General features: G+C 68.1%; 20 protein-coding genes. 4 read left to right on the plus strand and 16 right to left on the minus strand.

The genetic code is table 11. The features are described from left to right. On the plus strand, positions 1-1,048 hold a 1,048-nt coding region (locus RM50_RS19160), incomplete at its 5' end, for an HNH endonuclease signature motif containing protein (protein WP_043455982.1). A 118-nt stretch (positions 1,049-1,166) separates the two neighbouring features. Here RM50_RS19160 and RM50_RS19165 read toward each other — a convergent pair. The 6 genes from RM50_RS19165 to tdh form a co-directional block, all read right to left on the minus strand. Next, positions 1,167-1,946, minus strand: coding sequence for a CPBP family intramembrane glutamic endopeptidase (locus RM50_RS19165; RefSeq protein ID WP_043455984.1), 780 nt, complete (start codon positions 1,944-1,946; stop codon positions 1,167-1,169). Between the two features lie 91 nt (positions 1,947-2,037). Beyond that, complete coding sequence (locus tag RM50_RS19170; RefSeq protein ID WP_043455985.1) at positions 2,038-2,826, minus strand: DeoR/GlpR family DNA-binding transcription regulator; 789 nt, start codon at positions 2,824-2,826, stop codon at positions 2,038-2,040. A 98-nt stretch (positions 2,827-2,924) separates the two neighbouring features. Then, complete coding sequence (gene hutI / locus RM50_RS19175; protein ID WP_043455987.1) at positions 2,925-4,136, minus strand: imidazolonepropionase; 1,212 nt, start codon at positions 4,134-4,136, stop codon at positions 2,925-2,927. Between the two features lie 11 nt (positions 4,137-4,147). Continuing rightward, entirely contained in the window at positions 4,148-5,263 is a 1,116-nt protein-coding gene (locus RM50_RS19180) for an NAD(P)/FAD-dependent oxidoreductase (RefSeq protein WP_043455989.1), read from the minus strand. Positions 5,264-5,303: 40 nt separating this feature from the next. Beyond that, positions 5,304-6,500: a glycine C-acetyltransferase gene (locus tag RM50_RS19185; RefSeq protein ID WP_043455991.1), complete on the minus strand. Its 1,197-nt coding sequence runs from the start codon at positions 6,498-6,500 to the stop codon at positions 5,304-5,306. A 21-nt stretch (positions 6,501-6,521) separates the two neighbouring features. After that, on the minus strand, positions 6,522-7,568 hold the full coding sequence (gene tdh / locus RM50_RS19190; protein WP_043455992.1) for an L-threonine 3-dehydrogenase: 1,047 nt from the start codon (positions 7,566-7,568) through the stop codon (positions 6,522-6,524). Positions 7,569-7,697: 129 nt separating this feature from the next. On the opposite strand from tdh, the gene RM50_RS19195 reads away from it, so the two are divergent. After that, entirely contained in the window at positions 7,698-8,609 is a 912-nt protein-coding gene (locus RM50_RS19195) for a LysR family transcriptional regulator (protein ID WP_043455994.1), read from the plus strand. 34 nt (positions 8,610-8,643) lie between these two features. On the opposite strand, the gene RM50_RS19200 is transcribed toward RM50_RS19195, so the two are convergent. The 5 genes from RM50_RS19200 to RM50_RS19220 all read right to left on the minus strand — a co-directional run bounded on the left by RM50_RS19200 (position 8,644) and on the right by RM50_RS19220 (position 14,517). Further along, positions 8,644-9,330, minus strand: coding sequence for a DUF5666 domain-containing protein (locus tag RM50_RS19200; protein ID WP_043455995.1), 687 nt, complete (start codon positions 9,328-9,330; stop codon positions 8,644-8,646). Between the two features lie 197 nt (positions 9,331-9,527). After that, positions 9,528-11,036, minus strand: a complete 1,509-nt coding sequence (gene gatB, locus RM50_RS19205; RefSeq protein WP_043455996.1) for an Asp-tRNA(Asn)/Glu-tRNA(Gln) amidotransferase subunit GatB — start codon at positions 11,034-11,036, stop codon at positions 9,528-9,530. Continuing rightward, positions 11,037-12,599: an Asp-tRNA(Asn)/Glu-tRNA(Gln) amidotransferase subunit GatA gene (gene gatA / locus RM50_RS19210; protein WP_043455997.1), complete on the minus strand. Its 1,563-nt coding sequence runs from the start codon at positions 12,597-12,599 to the stop codon at positions 11,037-11,039. It abuts the gene before it with no gap. Between the two features lie 2 nt (positions 12,600-12,601). After that, a complete protein-coding gene (gene gatC, locus RM50_RS19215) occupies positions 12,602-12,898 on the minus strand; it encodes an Asp-tRNA(Asn)/Glu-tRNA(Gln) amidotransferase subunit GatC (RefSeq protein WP_043455998.1) in 297 nt (98 codons plus the stop codon). 146 nt (positions 12,899-13,044) lie between these two features. After that, positions 13,045-14,517 carry a CitMHS family transporter gene (locus RM50_RS19220; protein WP_043455999.1) on the minus strand — a complete coding sequence of 491 codons (1,473 nt, stop codon included), beginning with the start codon at positions 14,515-14,517 and terminating at the stop codon, positions 13,045-13,047. Positions 14,518-14,706: 189 nt separating this feature from the next. Here RM50_RS19220 and RM50_RS19225 point away from each other — a divergent pair, with 189 nt between their 5' ends. Next, positions 14,707-16,461: a sensor histidine kinase gene (locus RM50_RS19225; RefSeq protein ID WP_052260391.1), complete on the plus strand. Its 1,755-nt coding sequence runs from the start codon at positions 14,707-14,709 to the stop codon at positions 16,459-16,461. Further along, positions 16,454-17,116: a response regulator gene (locus tag RM50_RS19230; RefSeq protein ID WP_043456000.1), complete on the plus strand. Its 663-nt coding sequence runs from the start codon at positions 16,454-16,456 to the stop codon at positions 17,114-17,116. The genes RM50_RS19225 and RM50_RS19230 overlap by 8 nt, the downstream gene beginning before the upstream one ends. A gap of 10 nt (positions 17,117-17,126) precedes the next feature. Here the strand turns inward: RM50_RS19230 and RM50_RS19235 are convergent, their stop codons facing one another. From RM50_RS19235 to RM50_RS20215, 5 genes are all read right to left on the minus strand, one after another. Beyond that, a complete protein-coding gene (locus RM50_RS19235) occupies positions 17,127-17,507 on the minus strand; it encodes a RidA family protein (protein WP_043456001.1) in 381 nt (126 codons plus the stop codon). Between the two features lie 46 nt (positions 17,508-17,553). Beyond that, complete coding sequence (locus tag RM50_RS19240; RefSeq protein ID WP_043456002.1) at positions 17,554-18,057, minus strand: GNAT family N-acetyltransferase; 504 nt, start codon at positions 18,055-18,057, stop codon at positions 17,554-17,556. A 110-nt stretch (positions 18,058-18,167) separates the two neighbouring features. After that, entirely contained in the window at positions 18,168-18,977 is an 810-nt protein-coding gene (locus tag RM50_RS19245; protein WP_043456004.1) for an inositol monophosphatase family protein, read from the minus strand. Next, positions 18,974-21,211 carry an NAD-dependent DNA ligase LigA gene (gene ligA / locus RM50_RS19250; protein WP_240472019.1) on the minus strand — a complete coding sequence of 746 codons (2,238 nt, stop codon included), beginning with the start codon at positions 21,209-21,211 and terminating at the stop codon, positions 18,974-18,976. The genes RM50_RS19245 and ligA overlap by 4 nt, the downstream gene beginning before the upstream one ends. A gap of 165 nt (positions 21,212-21,376) precedes the next feature. Then, on the minus strand, positions 21,377-21,979 hold the full coding sequence (locus tag RM50_RS20215; RefSeq protein ID WP_052260393.1) for a hypothetical protein: 603 nt from the start codon (positions 21,977-21,979) through the stop codon (positions 21,377-21,379). Between the last annotated feature and the right edge of the window lie 43 nt (positions 21,980-22,022).

Consider the following 22,022-nt stretch of genomic DNA (forward strand, 5'->3'; position numbering starts at 1 on the left):
CACCACCGCCACCGCCCGCGGCCTCCAAAACCCCAACGAGCACCGCACCCTCACCCAACTCCGCCCCGACATCGCCGCCAGCCTCCTCCTGGGCGCCGGGAGCTTTGCGGGTGGCGCGGGTGGCGCGGACACCACCCATGCCGACGCAGGCCACGGAAACCCTGCAGGTGAAGCTGCCGGAAGCACGGGTGGGATCGGGAAGGTCCCCACCCCGCGCGCGGACGTCCTAATCACCGTGCCGGTGTTCGCCCTGCTCGGCCTCACCGACGAACCCGCCGAACTGGACGGCTACGGCCCCATCCCCGCATTCATGGCCCGGAAACTCGTCGCGGACGGCGCGGACTCGTTCCACCGGGTGCTGGTCGACCCCCGCGACGGGGCACCTTTGGAGATCGGCCGCACCCGCTACCGGCTCACCCCGGCCATCAAACGATGGCTCAGGATCCGCGACCGCAAATGCAGCTTCCCCGGCTGCAGCAACCACACCCCGGACAACGATACCGACCACCTCACCGCCTGGCACCACGGCGGCGCAACGGATGTCAGCAACCTGGCACAGCTCTGCCCCAAACACCATCGGCTCAAACACCACAGCCACTGGACCCCGGATCCGGCAACCCCGGACGAGCCCCCGGGCTGGACCTCACCCACCGGCCGCCACTACAACCCCGAACACCCCACCCCCGAACCAACCCACTGGCCACCGGGCATTCAGCCGGTGGATGCCGTTGCGGAAGCCAATGCGGTGGCGGCTTCACGGGGTCCCACTGGCCCTGGTACCTGCGTCCCAACAAACGCAGCCGGTTCGGATGGTGCCACGGCCCGCTTGGAGGACGTGGAATCAGAGGAGGATGAACAGTGGGAGCAGCTGCTGGCAGATATGCCCGCGTGGCCCGATCCGCCACTTGAAGAACCAGACGGCGAGAACCTGCTCGATCCGCGCGGGCTGCCGGCGTCAGATCCGCTGTGGGAAGACTTTTACGCGCGGCCGTTCTTTCTGCCACCCGACCCGTTCAATGACTGGGAACTTCTGGAGTCACAAACCTAGAGCGGCCGAAACCAGGCCGCTGCCGGCCGAAACGCCACATACCTGCGCTCAAGGATCACGGCCTAACGGCGAGGCCTACACTCGCCGCCGTGCCTTGCAGCCTTACGCGGCCGCGCCCTTACCCCAGCCCCACCGCCTTGCCAAAGAGACTAAAGCCGACGAATGCCACAATGTCCAACAGCGCGTGGGCAATGACCAGCGGCATGACGCGTTTGGTCCGGGTGTAGAGCCAGGCGAAGACAATCCCCATCACAGCGTTTCCAATGAAGGGACCGAAGCCCTGGTACAGGTGGTAGCTCCCGCGAAGCACCGAACTCACACCGATAGCAAGCGGCATGCTCCAACCGAACTTGCCGAAGCGGTCCAGCAGATAGCCCACCACAATGACTTCCTCGAGCACAGCGTGGCGCACCGCCGACAGGATAAGGACCGGAACAGTCCACCAATACGCGTCGAGGGCACTGGGAATGATGGCGGTGGTGATGCCGAGCGCCCGGCCGGCCGCATAAAGCCCCAAGGACGGTATGCCGATCAGCGCGGCGAGCCCGACGCCCTGCAGGAGGTCCCGGCCGGGCCGGGCAAAGTTGAATCCGAGTTTCTGGAAAGCTGATCCGGAGTTGCGGTCCTCACCGGGCCCCGCGTGGCGCTGGTCGGTCAGGAAGTAGAAGACCAGCAGCACCGGCACCAGGGCAAAGATGATGTCCAGTAGCTGGTACGTCAGGTCGAAATACTCGCGGGTGCTCTGGGAACGGTTCAGGGTGGACGTGCCTTGGGCCAGGGGCGCGCGGGTCATCTTGTCGAGAAGCTGCACCACGGAATAGACAGCCGACTGACCCAGGGACAGGCCCAGGACGATCCATACTTCGAGCCGCAGGCGGCGGCGGGAGGGAACCAGCATGTTCCCATCTTGCCTTCAGTTTCTGGATCCGGGCTGATGGAGCAGAAGGTGTCAGCCAGAGCGGCACCGAAGCTGCCCCGCGAAACCTGGATCAGGCGGGGGCGACAATCACTTCCGTGCCGTTGGCCTCGAAGGCAGCCTTGTCGCGCGCAGAAATGCCGGAGTCGGTAATCAGCCGGGTGAAGTTGTAGCCGTCCATCGTGGCGAAGGCCCGCACCCCCACCTTCGAGGAATCGGCCAGGACGTAGGACACCCGGGCCCGGCTGGCCAGCAGGGCATTGACGGAAGCCTCCCCCTCCCCGGTATTGGTGGGCCCGACGTCGGGATCGATGCCGTTCACGCCGATGAACGCAATGTCCAGCACCACCTTCTGCATGATGATGTCCGTATAGGGCCCCACGAGTTCATACGAGCGCGGGTTGAGGATCCCGCCGGTGACCATCACCTTGATGTTGGGCCGGACCGCCAACTGGCCGGCGATATTAATCGCATTGGTGACGACGGTAAGGGTGGGCTGGTTGGACGGGGCGTTCAGGTCTTCGCGTGTGGCCAGGATCTGCGCCAGCGCGGTGCTGGTGGTCCCACCGCAGAGACCGATGACCGCTCCCGGCCGGATCAGCGCGGAGGCGCACTGTGCAATCTGCTCCTTGGCTTCGGCGTGGTCATCACGGTTGTAGCGGCCGGGCAGGTCGTATGCCAGGGCGCCGGTGGTGGCACCACCGCGGGTGCGCGTTAGCAGGCGGCGCTTGGCAAGGCTGTCCAGGTCGCGCCGGGCCGTGGCGGGCGAAACGTTGAGGGTGCTGACGATTTCGTCGACTTCCACCTGGCCGGTCTTGGCCAGCAGGTCAAGAATTGCGGTTAACCGGTCAGTACGCGTCATCCAGAAGGCCTTCCACTACACCAGCCACCACCTGCAGTGACGTTTCCTGATTGTATCCCATGCTAAACAATCAGGAACAATCAAAAAGATGGAACCATCTACCGCTGGCGAACGCCGGCCCGCCACACAGCGTACGTCAGGGGCATGCCCGGGCGGTAAGCGAGGTGCGTCGCGGAGGGCGCATTCAGCAGGTGCAGGTCGGCCCGGTGCCCGACGGCGATCGAGCCCACCGCGCGTTCGCCATCGGCGTCCCGGCCGGTCTCACGGTGCAGGGCCAAGGCACCGCCGTAGGTGGCGGCCCTGACTGCCTCGTGCACGCTGAGGTGCATCTGGAGGACGGCAGTGGTGACGCAGAACGCCATCGAACTGGTGTAGGACGTGCCCGGGTTGCAGTTGGAGGCCAGGGCCACCTGTACTCCCGCGTCCAGCAGCGCGCGGGCGGGGGCCAACGGCTGGCGGGTGGAGAGGTCGCAGGCGGGAAGGCAGGTGGCCACGGTGCCGCGCGGGCCGGCCCCGGTGGCGGGGTCCCAGCCGGACCAGGAGGCAGCCAGCGCCTTCACGTCCTGGCCGGCCAGGTAATTGACGTGGTCCACGCTTGCGGCCCCCACTTCCACGGCCAGCTGCACGCCGGGGCCCTCCCCCAACTGGTTGCCGTGCACGCGCAGGCCCAGGCCGGCCTCGCGGCACGCCAGCAGCACCCGGCGGGACTGCTCGGCGTTGAAGGCACCCTCCTCGCAGAACACATCGGCCCACTGGACGTAGGGCCGGACGGCGGCCAGCATCGGACCGCAGACCATATCGGTGTAGGCCTCCGGGTCCTGGCCGGCCGGAACCAGGTGGGCGCCGAGGTAAGTGACCTGATCGGCCACGGTGGAAGCAATGCGGGCGCTTCGTGCCTCGTTGTCGACGTCCAGGCCGTACCCGGTCTTCGTTTCAAGGTAGGTGGTGCCCTGTGACACCGCTTCAGCAACCCTGCCCATGGCCAGCCGGGTCAGGTCATAGTCGGCCGTCGCACGGGTGGCGTTCATGGTGACGGCGATGCCCCCGGCGGCGTAAGCCTCCCCCGCCATCCGGGCTTCGAATTCTGCGGTGCGGTCCCCGGCGAACAACAGGTGCGTGTGCGAATCCACCCATCCGGGAAGCATGGCCCGGCCGCCGGCGTCGATGGCGTCGTCAGCTGCGGGAGCGTCGGCGGCGGCGCCGATCCACGAGATCCGCTCCCCCTCAAGTACTACGGCCGCATCCTTGAGGACCCGGTGTTCGAGGTCCTGGGTCATCAGTTCGGCAATGTTGGTAATGAGGGTGCTCATGGGACCATTCTTCAGCGCCGGATGGACCAGCGGGTCGCCGCCAGGGCGCGCGCTGTCCGGGATTCCGGACCTTCGCTGCCAGCCGCGCCGGTTTCCTGCTGCCCGGCGAGGATCTGCTCCGCTGCCAGTTCAGCCATGGCAGCAGAGGTCTGGAACCCGTAGCCGCCCTGGCCGGCGAGCCAGTAAAAGCCCGCGGCCTCGGCGTCGAAACCCGCCACCGGAACCCCGTCCGCGGCTTCCGTGCGCAGCCCCGTCCAGGCCCGGCGGATCCCCGTGATGCCCAGGCCGGTGATCGAGTTGAGCTTCACCACCAGTCGTTCCACGTCGCCGGGCCGGGGGCGTGCGTCCTCGGGCCCGCTGGGCACAGTTTCCGACGGGGAGATCAGCACGTCCTGCCCGTCGGGCCGGAAGTAGAACGAGTTGTCCGCTGCGGCCACCATGGGGGTTCCGGCAGGCAAGGGATGGTCGACGGCGGCAATCGCCGCAGTGCGCCGGTACGGCTGCAGCCCCAGTTTTTCGACGCCGCTGATCACCGCCAGCTCGTCGGCCCACGCTCCGGCCGCGTTGACCAGGACAGCCGTTTGGAATCCTTCCGCGCCGGCGCCCACCTGCCATCCGGAGCCGAGCCGCTGCGCGGAGTGGACCCGTGCGCCCGTGATGATGTCGGCGCCGGCGGCAAGCGCCCGTTTCCGGTGCCCTTCCAGCAGCAGGGGCGCGTTACAGCCAAATGAGCCGGTATCCAGCCCCGCCGCTGCAAAGGTCCCCGGGAGCAGTGCCGGGCACAGTTCAAGCGCACGTTCCACGGTGATGGACTGCATGTGGCCGCTGGCTTCCGCGGCAACATCCGCTGCCGAGCCGATGAGCATGAAGCTGCGCGGCGTCAGGACCGGTTCCGGCAGGTCCCGGTCCTGGGCTGCTATCAACTCGAGGGTCCGGACCGTGAGCTCCTGCACCACGGGAGGCCCGTAGCTGGGGATCAGCTGGCGGGCGGAGCGGGAGGACGTGTGGTACGCCAGTTCCTGCTCCGCTTCCACCAGCGCCACGCTGCACCGGCCGGCCAGCGCGGCGGCCAGGGACAGGCCGGCAATGCCGCCGCCCACGATCAGGACATCGTAATGTGCTGCCATCGGTCCATCCTCGCAGAGTTCGTGCCCTCGGGCGCTGCCGTCAGGCTGCTGCCTCGGCGCGGCTGGCGACGAAGGCACCCACGCATGCTTCGACGTCGTCCGCTGAGTGGGCGGCGGACAGCTGCACCCTGATCCGTGCGGCACCCCGCGGGACCACGGGGAAGCTGAAGGCGGTGACAAAAACGCCGTGCTGCAGCATCCGGTCGGCCACCTTCGCGGCCACCACGGCGTCGCCGAACATGACCGGGACGATCGCGTGCTCGCCGGGAAGCAGATCAAATCCCTCTTCGGTCATCCGGCGGCGGAACAGCCCGGCGTTTTCGAACAGGCGGCGGCGAAGGTCGGCCGAGTTCTGCACCAGGTCCAGCGCCTTGAGGGTCGCGGCAACAATGGCGGGAGCCAGGGAATTGGAGAACAGGTAGGGCCGCGCCTTCTGGCGCAGCATGGCCACGATCTCCCCGCGTCCGGAGACGTACCCGCCGGACGCTCCGCCCAAGGCCTTGCCGAAGGTGCCGGTGTAGATGTCCACCCGGTCGGAGACACCGGCGTGCTCGGGAGTCCCGGCCCCGGTGGCGCCCATGAAGCCCACTGCGTGGGAATCGTCCACCATGACCATGGCGCCGTACTTTTCGGCGAGGTCGCAGATGGCCTCAAGCGGGGCCAGGTAGCCGTCCATGGAGAACACGCCGTCGGTGACGATCAGTGTCCGGCGGGCGTCCTGTGCCTCCTGCAGGCGGGCCTCGAGTTCGGCCATGTCCTGATTGGCGTAGCGGTAGCGGCGGGCCTTGCAGAGGCGGATGCCGTCGATGATGGAGGCGTGGTTGAGCGCGTCGGAGATCACGGCGTCGTCCGGGCCCAGCAGGGACTCGAAGACGCCGCCGTTGGCGTCGAAGCAGCTGGAGAACAGGATGGTGTCCTCGGTGCCGAGGAATGTCGAGACCCGGGCTTCGAGCTCCAGGTGCAGGTCCTGGGTGCCGCAGATGAAGCGGACGCTGGCCATGCCGAAGCCGCGCTCGTCCATGGCGGACTTGGCTGCGTTGATGATGTCCGGGTGGTCCGCCAGGCCCAGGTAGTTGTTGGCGCAGAAGTTCAGCACATCAGCGCCGGGGCCGCCGATCCGGCCGGCGGTGATGTGGCTGGACTGCGGGGAGCTGATGCTGCGTTCGGTCTTGTAGAGCCCGGCGGAGCGGATTTCTTCCAGCTCGTCGTGGAGCTGGTCCTTGATGGAGGTGTACATGGGTTTCCTTACAGTCGGGTCTTAGAGCCTGGTCCAGTCGAGGACAACTTTGCCGCCCACGCCGCTGCGGGCGATCTCGAAGCCCTTTTCCCAGTCCGTGGCGGGCAGCGTGTCCGTGACGACGGCGGAGATTCCGGCGTGCAGGACCGGGTTGGAGGAGAGCATGGCGCTCATGGCGTACCAGGTTTCAAACATTTCCCGGCCGTAGATGCCCTTGAGCGTGAGCATGTGGGTGACCACCTTGCCCCAGTCGATGGTGATCTCCTGGCTGGGCAGGCCCAGCATGGCGATCCTGCCGCCGTGGTTCATGTTGTCGATCATCTCAGGCAGGGCCGACGGGTGCCCGGACATTTCCATTCCGACGTCGAAGCCTTCGCGCATGCCAAGCTCCCGCTGGGCGTCGCGCACCCGGGTGGTGGAGACGTCGATGGCGAGGTCGGCGCCGAGCTGCCGTGCCAGTTCCAGCCGCGGTTTGGAAACGTCCGTGATGACGATCTTGCGGGCACCGGCGTGGCGGGCGACGGCGATGGCCATCAGTCCGATGGGGCCTGCGCCGGTGATGAGGACGTCTTCGCCCACCAGCGGGAAGCTCAGCGCGGTGTGCACCGCGTTGCCGAAGGGGTCGAAGATGGCACCGAGTTCCGGCGTGACGGAGGGGTCGTGGTGGACCCACACGTTGGTCTCGGGGATCACCACGTACTCGGCAAACGCACCGTCGCGCTGGACGCCCACGCTGACCGTGTGGATGCACATCTGGCGGCGGCCCGCGCGGCAGTTCCGGCAAATGCCGCACACCACGTGCCCCTCGCCGGAGACGCGGTCCCCCACCTTGACCTCGCGGACGTCCCCGCCCACTTCCACCACTTCGCCGTAGAACTCGTGGCCGGCGATCAGGGGGGCTTCGATGATCCCCTGCGCCCAGGAGTCCCAGGACTGGATGTGCAGGTCCGTGCCGCAGATCCCGGTGGTCATGACCCGGATCTTCACATCAGCAGGACCGGCAGTCGGTTCGGGCCGGTCGACGAGTTCGAAACCGGCGTGCGGGCCGGACTTGTACAGGGCCTTCATTGGCGTCCTTACTTCTTGCGCTCACGTTTCGGGGGGTTGTCCTCCCCATTGAAGCCCCGTCCATGCTTTAGCACAACAGGAATTTTCTCAATCGACGATGTAGCGAATGCTAAGGATTAGACTGGTGCCGTGGAGGTTCATCAACTCGAAATCCTGCGCGAACTCGGCGCACTGGGCAGTGTCAAGGCCGTGGCTGACACCCTCATGGTGACTCCCTCAGCCGTCTCGCAGCAACTGGCCCACCTGCAGCGCACCGTGGACGTGCCTTTGACCCGCAAGGAGGGCAGGAACCTGGTGCTCACCGAGGCCGGCCAGGTACTCGCCGACGCCGGAGCCGCCGTCGTCAGCGCCATGGCGGAGGCCCGGGGTGCCCTGGTGACGTATCACGGTTCGCCGGCCGGCAGGGTGACGCTCTGCGGTTTCCACAGTGCGGGGCAGGCCCTCTTCGCGCCGCTGGCCCGGATGCTGGACCGGCCGGAGCACCCCCGGATCGAACTGTCCGATGAGGACGTGGCCCAGCAGGACTTTCCTGCCCTCACCGCCCGGTACGACCTGGTCCTGGCGCACCGCATGGACCACAGTCCGCGGTGGCCCGCCGAAAGGGTTGCCGTGATCCCGCTGGCGCACGAACCCCTGGACGTGGCGCTGCCCGCCACCCACCCGCTGGCCCGGCAGGAAACGGTGACGGCGGACGACGTCGGCGCCGAGGCCTGGGTGACCAGCCACCCCGGCTACTCCCCCGCCGATGTCCTGTCCGCGGTCGCGGCCGTGTCCAGCCGGGAGCCGAACATCGTCCACCGCATCAACGACTACTCCACGGTGGCGGCGCTGGTCGCGGCCGGCGGCGTCATTGGGTTGCTGCCGAGGTACACGGCAGGGCCGGTCCTGAACCCGGACATCGTGCTGCGGCCGCTGGAGGGGATCAGCACGAGGCGAAGGATCGACCTGCTGGCCAGGCCGGAAAACCTGAAGCGGCGTTCAGTGGTGATGGTCTGCGAAGCCCTTGAGGACATCATGGCCAGGCTGGTGCAGCAGGGCTGATGCTGCCAGGCCAAAGCGTGCCTGGGGACGGACGTCAGGAATCCTGGTCGTCCTGGTCTTCCGGGTTGCCGTTGCCGTTGCCCATTTTCTTGCCGGGACCGTGACCAAGGCCATGGCCAGGTCCGTGGCCGCGTCCCAGGCCCATTCCGGGTCCGTCACCGGCACCCTCCACGATCCGCTTCGCGGTCACCGTCTCCCCGTCCTTGACGCCGGAGATGCGCACAGTCTGTCCGGTGGCGATGTCCGCGATGGTTCCGTCCGTCGGCCTAAGCCGCTTGCCGTCGTCGCCCGTTGCTCCAGGGCTGGCCTCCGGGCTGGCCCCTTGGCCTGAACCGGCCGCAGCCGGAATCCTGGTGATCCTGGTGTCGCCGTTGACGGCGTAGGTCTGGGAGAAGCCGTCCTCGCTCTTGACCGTAATGGCCGTGCTGCTGACGGATTCAACGGTGCCGCGCTGTTCCAGGATGGTCTGGAAGGTGCCGTCAGGATTCTTGACCACGCCCTCGCCGTGGAGCGGCTGCGCGCGCTGGGCCTTGTCCGCCTTGTTGTGTCCTGGAGCCGTGCCTGAATTGCCCGGCGCCGACTGCGACGGCGCCGGCTGCGAAGGGGTGGGCGACGGCGGATCGGCGGCCCATGCGAGGGCAACGCCGGTGCCCGTCAGCGCCAGGGCCACCGCCCCGGCCAGCATCGTCTTGCGCATTCCCAAGGGTTCCCGGACCGCCATCGCTGTTCCTCCTGCATGCTGCGGGGGCGCCAGCGCCCCGTGGGCTCCAGTGTAGGTCTGTCGGCGACCGGCAGCCACGGGTACTTTCCGCCCACGGCATCTGAGTACTTAACGCGAAAAACCGGGTAGCGCCCGGGTGTTGATGTGAGGCTTCACAACGACACCCGGCGCTACCCGGTCGGGTCAGGCAGGGCTTCCTAGGCGGAGACGCCCAGTTTCTCCAGGATCAGTTCGCGGACGCGGGCTGCGTCGGCCTGGCCGCGGGTGGCCTTCATGACCCCGCCCACGATCGCGCCGATGGCCTGGACCTTGCCGCCGCGGATCTTCTCGGCGACGTCGGGCTGGGCGGCAAGTGCGGCGTCGATGGCTTCCAGGAGGGGCCCGTCGTCGGACACGACCGCCAGGCCGCGCTTTTCGACGATCTCTTCCGGGGTGCCCTCGCCGGCGAGCACGCCGTCCAGGACCTGGGAGGCCATCTTGTTGTTGATCTTGCCGGCCTCCACCATGCGGCTCAGCTCCACCACGGTGGCAGGCTGGACGCCCAGCTGGCCGGGGTCAACGTCCGCGGCCTTGGCACGGCCCACGATCTCGCCCATCCACCACTTGCGGGCCACGGACGCGGAGGCGCCGGCGGCAATGGTTTCCTCGATCTCGTCCAGGACGCCGGCGTTCACCACGTCGCGGAACTCCAGGTCGGAGTATCCCCAGTCGGCCTTGAGGCGCTTGCGGCGCTCTGCCGGCGGCTCGGGGAGGGTGGCGCGCAGTTCCTCCACCCATTCGCGGGATGCAACCACGGGTACCAGGTCCGGTTCCGGGAAGTAGCGGTAGTCATCGGCGTCGGACTTGGGCCGGCCCGAGGTGGTGGTGCGGGTGTCCTCGTGCCAGTGCCGGGTCTCCTGGATCACCGGGTTGCCGGAGTCCAGGACGGCGGCGTGGCGCTGGATCTCGTAGCGCACGGCGTGCTCTACGGCGCGCAGCGAGTTCACGTTCTTGGTCTCGGAGCGGATGCCGAAGCGTTCGCGGCCGTGCGGGCGGAGCGAGACGTTGGCGTCGCAGCGGACGTTGCCTCGTTCCATGCGGGCATCGGACACGCCAAGGTTCTTCACGATTTCCCGGATGGCGGCCACGTACGCCTTGGCGAGTTCCGGTGCGCGGGAACCGGCGCCCTCGATGGGCTTGGTGACGATTTCGACCAGCGGGACGCCGGCACGGTTGTAGTCCACCAGGGAGAAGTCTGCGCCGTGGATGCGGCCGGTGGCACCACCCATGTGGGTCAGCTTGCCGGCGTCCTCCTCCATGTGTGCGCGCTCGATCTCCACGCGGAACACGGTGCCGTCTTCAAGTTCGATGTCCAGGTAGCCGTCGTACGCGATGGGCTCGTCGTACTGGGAGGTCTGGAAGTTCTTGGGGGTGTCCGGGTAGAAGTAGTTCTTCCGGGCGAAACGGCAGGACTCGGCGATCTTGCAGTTCAGGGCAAGGCCGATCTTGATGGAGGACTCCACCGCCGTCTTGTTCACCACCGGCAGGACGCCGGGCATGCCGAGGTCCACCTCGTTGACGTTGGTGTTGGGTTCGTCGCCGAAGACGTTCGGGGCGGAGGAGAACATCTTGGTCTTGGTGTTGAGCTCCACGTGGACCTCGAACCCCAGGACGGGATCGTACTTCTCCATGGCCTCGTCGAAGCTCAGGATGTCGTCGGTGCTCATTTATTTTGCCTCCTGGGTTTCGAGGGATGCAGCGGCAAGGTCGGGCGCCTGGGCCAGCAGCGGGCCGCCCCACTTGGCTTCGAGCAGCGATTCCAGGACCGCGCCCACCCGGTACAGGCGGGCGTCCTCGCGGGCCGGGGCCAGCAGCTGGATGCCCACGGGCAGTCCGTCCTCGTCCGCCAGGCCGCCGGGCAGCGACAGGCCGGGGACGCCGGCCAGGTTGGCCGGGATGGTGGCAACGTCGTTGAGGTACATGGCCAGGGGGTCGTCCAGTTTTTCGCCGAGCGGGAACGCCGTGGTGGGGGCGGTGGGCGAGATCAGGACGTCGGCCTGCGCGAAGGCGGCCTCGAAGTCCCGCTGGACCAGGGTGCGGACCTTCTGCGCGGAGCCGTAGTAGGCGTCGTAGTAGCCGGCGGACAGGGCGTAGGTGCCCAGGATGATGCGGCGCTTGACTTCGTCGCCGAAGCCGGCGGCACGGGTGGCCCCCATGACGCGTTCGATGGTCATCGGGCCGTCCTCGGGGAGGACGCGCAGGCCGTACCGGACGCCGTCGAACTTGGCCAGGTTGGAGGAGGCCTCGGACGGCATGATCAGGTAGTAGGCACCCAGGGCGTACTGGAAGTTGGGGCAGGAGACCTCCACGATCTCGGCGCCGGCGTCCTTGAGCAGTTCCAGGGCGTCGTTGAAGCGGTTTTCGACGCCGGCCTGGTAGCCCTCGCCGTGCAGTTCCTTGATGATGCCGATCCGCAGGCCCTCGACGTTGCCGGTCTTCGCGGCGGCAACGAGGTCGGCCAGGGGCTCCGGCAGCGACGTGGAGTCGCGGGGATCGTGGCCGCCGATGACCTGGTGCAGGAGTGCCGAGTCCAGGACGGTCCGGGTGACCGGGCCGATCTGGTCAAGGGACGAGGCCATGGCGATGGCCCCGTAGCGGGAGACGCTGCCGTAGGTGGGCTTCACGCCAACGGTGCCGGTGACGGCGCCGGGCTGGCGGATGGAGCCGCCGGTGTCCGTGCCCAGGGCAAGGGGGGCTTCGAAGGCTGCCACGGCGGCAGCCGAACCGCCACCGGAGCCGCCGGGGATCCGGTCCAGGTCCCACGGGTTGCGGGTGGGGCCGTAGGCGGAGTGCTCCGTGGAGGAGCCCATGGCGAATTCGTCCAGGTTGGTCTTGCCCAGGATGGGCATCTTCGCGGCGCGCAGGCGTTCCACGACGGTGGCGTCGTAGGGGCTGTGCCAGCCTTCGAGGATCTTGGAACCGGCGGTGGTGGGCTGGCCGATGGTGACGATGAGGTCCTTGACCGCGATGGGGACGCCGGCAAGGACGTGCAGGGCCTCGGCGTCGGCGCCGCCGGCGGCGCGGATGGCATCGACTTCGGCAGCGACGGCGAGGGCTTCCCCGGCGTTGACGTGCAGGAAGGCGTTGACCTTGCCGTCGACGGCGGCGATCCGGTCCAGGTGCGCCTGGGTGGCCTGCACGGAGGTGACCTCGCCTGCGGCGAGTTTTTCGGCCAGCTGCGCGGCGGAGAGCCGGATCAGGGCGTCGGCACTGATGTTCTGTTCAGTCATGGTTATGCCTCATCCAGGATGGCCGGGACCTTGAAACGGTTGTCATCGGAATCCGGGGCGCCGGAGAGTGCCTGTTCCGCTGTGAAGGTGTGCCCCACGACGTCCTCGCGGAACACGTTGGTGAGCGGAATCGGGTGCGAGGTGGCCGGAACGTCGTCCCCCGCGGCCTCGCTGACGGACTTGACCGAATCGACGATGACGGCAAGCTCGCCGGCCATCCTGTCCAGCTCTTCGGCACTCATCTCGATGTGAGCGAGCCGCGCGAGATGCGCGACGTCGTCACGGTTGATCGCAGCCATGGATCTCCCCTGCAAAGTTCGAATTGTTTTCCGATCCAGTCTAGTGGGGAAACGCAGATGCCCGTCTGACGGCCCCCAGCGGGCGTCAGACGGGCACCTTCGGTACCCGGCCCTGCCTCGGGGACAGGAGCGCGGGCAGCTACAGACTAGCCGATACCAATGGCTCCGGTCAGCATGCCGACGCCAAGCATTACCAGGGAAATCACGGCGGTGCGCCACAGGACCTTCTTGTGGTGGTCGCCGAGGTCCACCTTGGCCAGTGAGACCAGCAGGAGGATGGCCGGCACCAGCGGGCTCTGCAGGTGGAACGGCTGGCCCGTGATGGAGGCCCGGGCCATATCGGCGGCGCCAACCCCGTAGTGCGCGGCGGTCTCGCTCAGGACCGGCAGCACGCCAAAGTAGAACGCATCGTTGCTCATGAAGAACGTCATGGGGATGCTCAGGATGCCGGTGATGACGGCCATGAACGGGCCCATGGAGGTGGGGATGATCTGGACCAGCCAGGCGGACATTGCTTCCACCATGCCGGTGCCCTTGAGGACGCCGGTGAGGACGGCGGCGGCCATGACCATGCTGACGACGGCCACGATGGAGGGTGCGTGTGCGATCAGCTGGGCGCCCTGGTCCTTGACCTTGGGGAAGTTGACCAGCAGGGCGATGGCGGCGCCCACCATGAAGACGAACGGCAACGGGATGATGTTGGCCACCAGGACCACCATGACGGCGACGGTCAGCGCAAGGTTGAACCAGAACAGCTTGGGGCGCAGGGTGCTGCGGTTGGGGTCAAGGGCGGTGTCGGTGAGTCCGGCGCCGCTGTCCTCAAGGAGGGTGTCGGTGCGCTCCAGCACGGCTACGGAGGATCCTGCCAGGGAGCCGCCGACGGCGGGGGCTGCTCCGCCGGGGTTGCCACCCTTGCGTCCGCGGCCGGTGCCGGGCCCGCCGGCGGTGGTGCCGCCGTCGAAGTCTTCCGCAGTGTCCGGCACGGCCCAGATCTCGGGAGCGGTGGCACGGAGGCGGTTGCGTTCCTGCAGGCCCAGCAGCCAGGAGAAGGCGAGCACGACGACCAGGCCGGCCACCAGCGAGGGGATCATCGGGACGAACACGTCGTTGACGTCGATCTTCAGGGCGGTGGCGGCGCGGGCGGTGGGTCCGCCCCACGGCAGGATGTTCATGGTGCCGTTGGCCAGGCCGGCCACGCAGGTGAGGACCACGGGGCTCATCTTCAGGCGCAGGTACACCGGCAGCAGCGCGGCGGTGGTGAGGATGAAGGTGGTGGACCCGTCACCGTCCAGCGACACGGCAGCGGCGAGGATGGCGGTGCCCAGGACAACCTTGGCGGGGTCGTTGCCCAGCTTACGGAGGATGAACTTCACCAGCGGGTCAAAGAGGCCGACGTCGATCATCAGGCCGAAGTAGATGATGGCGAACATCAGCAGGGCCGCGGTGGAGGTCATGGACTTCATCGAGTCCATGACCATGTCGCCAATGCCCAGTCCGGCGCCGGCGAAGAGGCCAAAAACAGTAGGGACAATGATCAACGCCAGCACTGGCGTCAACTTCTTCGTCATGATCAGCACCATGAAAACCGCGATCATGGCGAATCCAAGTATTACCAGCACAGCCGGCTCCTTCTTGTGAACGGCACCACAGCGTTGTGATGCGTGCTACAGACTGTAGGGTGGCGGCCGTCACGGCAGTGCCTTTGGCTCAATTGATTGGCATACTGCTTATTGGGAGCATTTTGCTCATTGTGCTCACGCCGCCAGAGGTCGGCGCGGCAGCCCCTGATACCCGTCGAGGAGGATGACATGCAGCGTTCCGCGCCCCGGCAGCAGCTGCGGTTCTCCACCCAGACGCTCCTCCTCCAACTCGCCGTCGTCCTGCTCGTGGTGCTGCTCAGCGCCGCCGTGCATGCCTGGCTGACCTACGACCGGGTGGGCAGCAACGCCGAAGACCAGGCGCTGACGCTCGCCCGCACCGTCGCCTCGGACCCCGAAGTGCGGTCCGATGTCCTGGCGATCAGCGAACAGCCGGGCACTCCGCCGGCCGCCGAACTGCTGGCAGGTCCGCTTCAGGCCTCCGCGGAGGCGGCCCGGACCAGGACGGGCGCCCTGTTCGTGGTGATCACCGATGAGACAGGCATCCGGCTTGCCCACCCCGACCCGCAGCGGCTCGGCGAGAAGGTCAGCACCGACCCGTCCGAGGCGTTGTCCGGGCAGGAAGTCACCACCCGGAACACGGGAACCCTGGGTCCCTCCGCCGGCGCGAAAGTTCCCGTGTATGCCCCGGGCACTTCCACGGTGGTGGGCGAGGTCAGCGTCGGTTACTCGATGGACACGGTGGCCCAGAGCGTGGCCCGCGACATTGGGCCCGTGGCGCTGACCGCCGCCGGCGCGCTCCTGGCCGGGATCCTGGGTTCCTTCCTGCTCCGCCGACGCCTGCAGCGCCTCACCCTGGGCCTGGAGCCGGAGGAAATCAGTACGCTGGTCCACGACCAGGTGGCGGTGCTGCAGGGCGTGGACGACGGCGTCATCGGCGTCAGCGCCGACGGCCGGGTGAGCGTCTTCAACGCCGCCGCCCAGCGCCTGCTGGGGCTGCCGGACCTGTCCGGCACACGGTGGGAGGATGCCCCTGTTCCGGAACAACTGAAATCCCTGACGCGCCCCGGAGCCGGTACCGCCGGTCCAGCCGTGGCGGCCGGCGGATTGAACCAGGACGCCCTGGAGCTGGTAGCCGGCGGCCGGGTCCTGGTGGTGAACGCCCGCAAGGCCCTGCACCGCCGGGAAGACCTCGGCTGGGTCGTGATGCTGCGGGACCGCACCGAGCTGCAGCAGCTCACCCGCCAACTGGACGCCGTGGGCACCATGTCCACGGCGCTGCGGGCCCAGCGGCACGAATTCGCCAACCAGCTGCACACCCTGGCGGGCTTCCTCGGCATCGGCCAGCACCAGGAGGCTCGCGACTACCTGGCCGGGCTGGCCGCCACCGGTCCGTTGAAGTTCCCCGTGGACCAGGCCGAGCTGTTGCAGGACCCGTACCTGCAGGCGTTCGTGGGCGCCAAGGGCGTGGAGGCGGACGAGCGCGGCGTGGCCCTGCGCATCGGGCCGGAGACCCTGGTCCGGGGGCGGGTCACCGAAGCCCAGGACGTGACCACGGTGCTGGGCAACCTGATCGACAATGCGGTCAACGCCGCCGTGGCGGGCTCATCCACGGACCGCTGGGTTGAGCTTGAGGTGCTGGACGAGCCGGCCGACGACGGCGGCACGCTCCACATCGTGGTGGCGGACTCGGGTGACGGGCTGGCAGACGGCGCAGATACCGAGGGCGTCTTCGCCGAGGGTTTCACCACCGCGTCGGGGCCCGTCCGGGCAGGCGGCGGGCAGGGCTTTGGACTGGCCCTGGCGCGCCAGCTGGCCCGCCGCCGCGGCGGTGACGTAAAAGTGCTGGAGCGGGGAACCAGGGGCGGCCCGGGGGCCGTGTTCATGGCCACCCTGCCGCAGACGACGGCGGGAAACCCCGCCGCCAACATCCCGGGGGCAGCCGGAAAGGATGGAGATGGCTGACGATTTTCGGGTCCTGATCGTGGACGACGACTTCCATGTGGCAAAGCTGCACGCCGCCTATGTCGACTCGGTGGCGGGGTTCCTGGCGCTGGCACCCGTTGGTACGGCGTCGTTGGCGCTGCAGGCCATCCACAGCCTGCGCCCCGACCTGGTGCTTCTGGACGTGTACCTGCCGGACGCGTCCGGCCTGGACCTGCTGCAGCAGCTGGATGTGGACACCATCATCCTCAGTGCCGCGTCCGATGCGGCGTCCGTCCGGGTGGCGTTCCGCCGCGGCGCCCTGGGGTACCTGCTCAAGCCGTTCACGGCCGAGTCGCTGTCCCAGCAGCTGCGTTCCTATGCCCGGTACCGGCGGCTCCTGGGCCAGCCCGGGGCGCTGGACCAGGAGGCGGTGGAGCGGGCCAAACGTGCGCTGGTCCCCGGCGACGTCACGCCGTCGTCGAAACCCCGCTCCGCCACCGAGGCCGCGGTCCTGGAATCGCTGATCCCGGGCGAGCAATATTCGGCGGCGGAGGTGGCTTCCCGGGTGGGCGTGTCCCGGGCCACCGCCCAGCGGTACCTGTCGTCACTGGCCGACGATGGCGCCGTGGACATCCAGCTCCGCTACGGCACCACCGGCAGGCCGGAACACCGTTACGGCCTGCCGGCACGCTAGGGCAGGGAAACTACGCGCTCTTCTGGGCGACGAGTTCGATCTCGACGAGCATCTTCGGGTCCAGGAACGGCAGCACGTGGACCAGGGAGAGCGTGGGGCGGATGTCACCGAAGACCTCGCCGTGGGCGCGGCCTGCCTCTTCCCACTTGGTGATGTCCGTCAGGTACAGCTTGGACTGCACCACGTCTTCGTAGGCGAAGCCGGCGTCGGCCAGGACCTTGCCGAGTTTCTGCAGGATGTACTGCGTCTGGGTGTAGAAATCGTCCCCGACAATGCCGTCGTCACCGCTGGCCGCGGTCGCGGAAATGTAGAGGGTGTTGTCCACCTGGACGGCGCGGGAGTAGCCTAGGGTCTGTTCCCAGACGGATCCGCTGCCGAAGGTTTTGCGCATGGGTGGCCTTTCAACGCTGGAATGGGTCGCCACCACTGTAGGGCTGCTACAGGTCGAGCCGGTAAACCAGCAGTTTTGTGTCGGTGCCGGGGACGAACCAGTCCCGTTCGGGCACGCGCTGGAAGCCGGTCCTGCGGTACAGGCCGTGCGCGCTTTCCCAGTCTTTCCCCGTGGTCAGCGCCACCGCGCGGATGCCGGGCAGGGTTCGGGCGTAGCTGATGATGGCGTTGACCATGGCCTTGCCGGCGCCACTGCGCTGGACGGCCGGGTCCACCACCAGCATGCGGAATTCCAGTTCGTCAGGCAGGGCAATGTCAGCGTAGGGTTCGCCGGCGAGAGCCAGCGTGACCGAGCCGACGATGGTCCCTTCCCGTTCGGCCACCCAGATGGTGGCCTGCTCTGCGCGCGCCGCCACGTCCATGACCTTGACCATGTAGGGGTGGTCGGCGTCGTCGAAGTACCCGGCGGCAAGGTAGGAGTCGCCGGTGATGCGGGCGACGTCGGCAAAGTCGGCTTCGACGGCGGGACGGATGGTTAACTGCGGCTGCACCCATCAATGGTAGTGGCGGACGGGCTCAGGGTTCGGTGGAAACGCGCTTTCCGTGACCGAACTATCACATTGTGCTGGGACGGTTTTCCTCCAGCCGGGGAAGACGGCTCCTAGAGCGGAAACTTGCCTGACAGCTCCAGGCTGGCGGCGCAGGTCCAGGCGTCGAGCCGCTCGTCGTCGCTGGGGCCGCCGTCGAGCGGGCTGGTCAGGCGGGGCCGGCGGACCCAGCAGCCGGCTTCCTCCGCGATCAGCGCCCCGGCCGAGAAGTCGTGTTCGTTCAGGCCCCGCTCCCCGTAGGCGTCGTGCGTTCCGTCGGCCACCATGCAGAGGTCCAGGGCGGCGGAGCCAAGCCGGCGGACGTCGGCAAACCCGTCCATGAGGGTGCCGAAGGCGGCCGCCTGCTGCGACCGGATGTGGGGCTCGTAGCTGAACCCGGTGGCCAGGATCTGCCCGGCGCGGCCCGGGACGGGCCCTTCGAGCCGGGTGGTTTTCCCGCGTTCCTCCAGCCACGCACCCTGGCCGCGGGCGGCGTAGTAAACCCGGCCCAGGGCAGGGGCGTTGACGACGCCGGCCAGCCAGGCGCCGTCGGCATCGGCCACAGCCACGGACGTGGCGTAGTAGACGATGTTGCGGATGAAGTTGGTGGTGCCGTCCAGAGGATCGATGGACCAGCGGAAACCGGTGGGATTGGCCGGGCGGGAAGTTCCCTGTTCCTCGCCGGTGATGCTGTCGCCGGGCCGGGCCGCGGCAATGACACCGCGCACGGCGGTCTCCGCCGCAACGTCGAAGGCGGTGACCCAGTCACCGGCGGCACCCTTGTTGCTCGCGTCCAGCGCGTCGCCGTCCCGGCCGGCCAGGACTTTGGCACCGGCCGCGGCGGCCTGCATCGCCACCTCCAGCAGCTCCGAAGCGGACGTCATGCGTTCTCCTCCACCTTGTTATCTCCGGCAGTGTTCTCCGCTGCAGGCGCCGGCATGGCCGCCTCTTCATTGCCGCCGTCACCTAATGCTGCCGGGCCGCCGTCGAGCAGCCTGCGGAATCCGTCCTCGTCCAGGACGGGCACGCCCAGCTGCTCCGCCTTGTCCAGCTTGCTGCCGGCGCTTTCGCCTGCCACCAGGTAGCTGGTGTTCTTCGAGACGGACCCGGAGGCCTTGCCACCACGGATCAGGATGGCTTCCTTGGCTTCGTCGCGGCTGAAGTTGGGAAGGGAACCGGTGACCACCACGGTGAGCCCTTCGAGGGTCCGGGGCATGGACTCGTCGCGTTCGTCCTCCATGCGGACCCCGGCGGCGGCCCAGCGGTCGATGATTTCCAGGTGCCAGTCCTCGGCAAACCACTCCTTGAGCGCCGCCGCGATGGTGGGGCCCACCCCGTCCACGTGGGCCAGCTCCTCTTCCGAGGCTGCCCGGATCCGGTCCATCGTGCCGAAGGCCTGGGCGAGCGCCCGGGAGGCGCGGGGCCCTACGTGGCGGATGGACAGGGCCACCAGCACCCGCCACAGGGGCTGGGTTTTGGCCTTGTCCAGTTCCTTGAAGAGCTTTTGGGTGTTGGCGGTGGGCTTGGACGGCGACTTGGCCGTGCCCTTGCTGAAGAAGTAGGGCACCAGTTCGTACTCGCCGGTGGGCACGCCCTTGGCCTTCTTTTCCCGGCGGATCCGCACCTCGGCCAGGTCCTCCGGGGTGAGGTCGAAGAGCCCGGCTTCGGAGGTCAGCGGCGGCACCTCAGGTTCTGCGGGCTGGGTCAGCGCGATGGCCGCCTCCCAGCCCAGGGCTTCGATATCGAAGGCGCCGCGGCCGGCCACATGGAACACGCGCTCGCGAAGCTGGGACGGGCAGGACCTGGCGTTGGGGCAGCGGACGTCCACGTCGCCCTCCTTCGCCGGTGCCAGCGGAGTGCCGCAGGAGGGGCACTCGGTGGGCATGACGAAGTCCCGCACCGGCGGGTCCTGCTGGTCGCGGAGGGACAGGACCGGGCCCACGATCTCGGGAATGACGTCGCCTGCTTTCCGCAGGATCACGATGTCGCCGATCTTGACGCCCTTGGCCTTGACCACGTCCTGGTTGTGCAAGGTGGCCATCTCCACCGTGGATCCGGCCACCTTGACCGGCTCCATGACGCCGAACGGGGTCACCCGGCCGGTGCGGCCCACGTTGACCTGGATGTCCAGCAGCTTGGTGTGCACTTCCTCCGGAGGATATTTGTACGCCACGGCCCAGCGGGGAACGCGGGTGGTGTTGCCCAGTGCCCGCTGGGTGGCGAAATCGTCCACCTTGATGACGATGCCGTCGATTTCGTGGAGCAGCTTGTGCCGCTGGTCCCCGTAGCGCTTGATGAAGGCCAGGACGTCGTCCCGGCTGGCCAGCACCTCGAAGTACGGGCTGACCGGCAGGCCCCACTCCTTGAGCAAACCGTACGTTTCGGACTGGCTGCCGGCGGCCAGTCCTTCGCGGGCGCCGATGCCGTGCACGAACATCTTCAGGGGCCGCTTGGCCGTCTCGGCCGGGTCCTTCTGCCGCAGCGAACCGGCGGCGGCGTTGCGCGGGTTGGCCAGCGGAGCCTTGCCGGCCTCGATCAACGCCTCGTTGAACTCCGCGAAATCCTTGGACGGGATGAAGACCTCGCCACGCACCTCCATTTCGGCGGGGAAGCCGCTGCCGCGCAGTTCCTGCGGGATTTCCTTGATGGTGAGCAGGTTGTGCGTGATGTCCTCGCCGGTGGTGCCGTCGCCGCGGGTGGCAGCCCGCACCAGCTTGCCGTCACGGTAGAGGAGGTTGACCGCCAGGCCGTCGATCTTGAGTTCCGTCAGCCAGGCCGCCCTGGTGCTGCCGTCACCGATTTTTTCGATGCTTGCCTCCGCCCGGTTGAGCCACGCATCCAGCTCCTCCAGGGAGAAGACGTCCTCCAGGCTGTACATCCGCTGAAGGTGCTGCACGGGTGCGAACGCGGCCGATACCTCGCCGCCCACTTCCTGCGTTGGCGAATCGTTGGCCACCAACTCCGGGTGCAGCGCCTCGATCTCCTCGAGCCGGCGGAAGAGCGTGTCGAACTCGGCGTCCGAGACCAGGGGCGCGTCCTCCTGGTAATACGCGAACCGGTACTTCCGCACCAGGTCGGCGAGGTTTTCGTACTCCTCGCGGATGGCTTCGGTGGGGATGGTTTGGGGCTCGGTGGGTGCCGTGGTCCGGGTTGCGGTCTGTTCTGCGGGTCCTGGTCCTGTGCTCACAGACCTATCTTGCCTTACACCCCGGACACTGGACGGGCGCACGGGCCGGGGCGGCTCCAAACGGGCCGGGGCATGCCATGGGTCAGCGGCCTGGGGTCAGTGCGACCGGAGCCGGTTCCGGCCCCACAGCGCGAAGGCGCCGGCAGACATTCCCACCAGCAGGACGCCGGCGGGAATGGACAGGTTCAGGCCGCCGCTGCCCGGGGCTCCGGTGCGTGCCGCCGCGGCCTGGGTTGGGCCGGTGGATCGTGGAACCGGCTTGTTCCAGGTGGATTCCGACGACGGTGCGGCCGCGGTGGAGGACGGGGAGGCGGACGTGGGGGTGTCGGCCGGCAGTGTTTCGTCAGGCTGGATGGCCTCGGCAGTCCCGGGAACAGGCGCCGTGGGTGCCGGCGCCGGCACGCGCGGAGGTGCGGCGGGCGCGGACATGTGCGGGGCCGCGGTTTCGCTGGGGGCTGGCTGGGCGGGCGAACCGCCATCGCCCGGCGGATCGGTGGGTGCCGCGGGCTTGCCGGGCCGCCCGTTCGCCGTCTTGTCCGGTGCGGGGTCGTCTGTGGGTGCCGCAGTGGTGGCAGCAGGCGACGGGTCCGGGGAATCGGCCAGGGCCGGCGCGGAGGCGGGGAGGCCAATGGCGAGGGCGAGGACTGCCGCGGAAAAGGCAGCGGGGACAGCACGGAATGGAGGGGAGGATGGGCTCACGGTTACCTTTCGACGCCCACGGATCCCCCGTCCGCGGCCTTCT

The sequence above is a fragment of the Pseudarthrobacter phenanthrenivorans genome, assembly GCF_000813845.1.
Lineage (GTDB): Bacteria > Actinomycetota > Actinomycetes > Actinomycetales > Micrococcaceae > Arthrobacter > Arthrobacter phenanthrenivorans_B.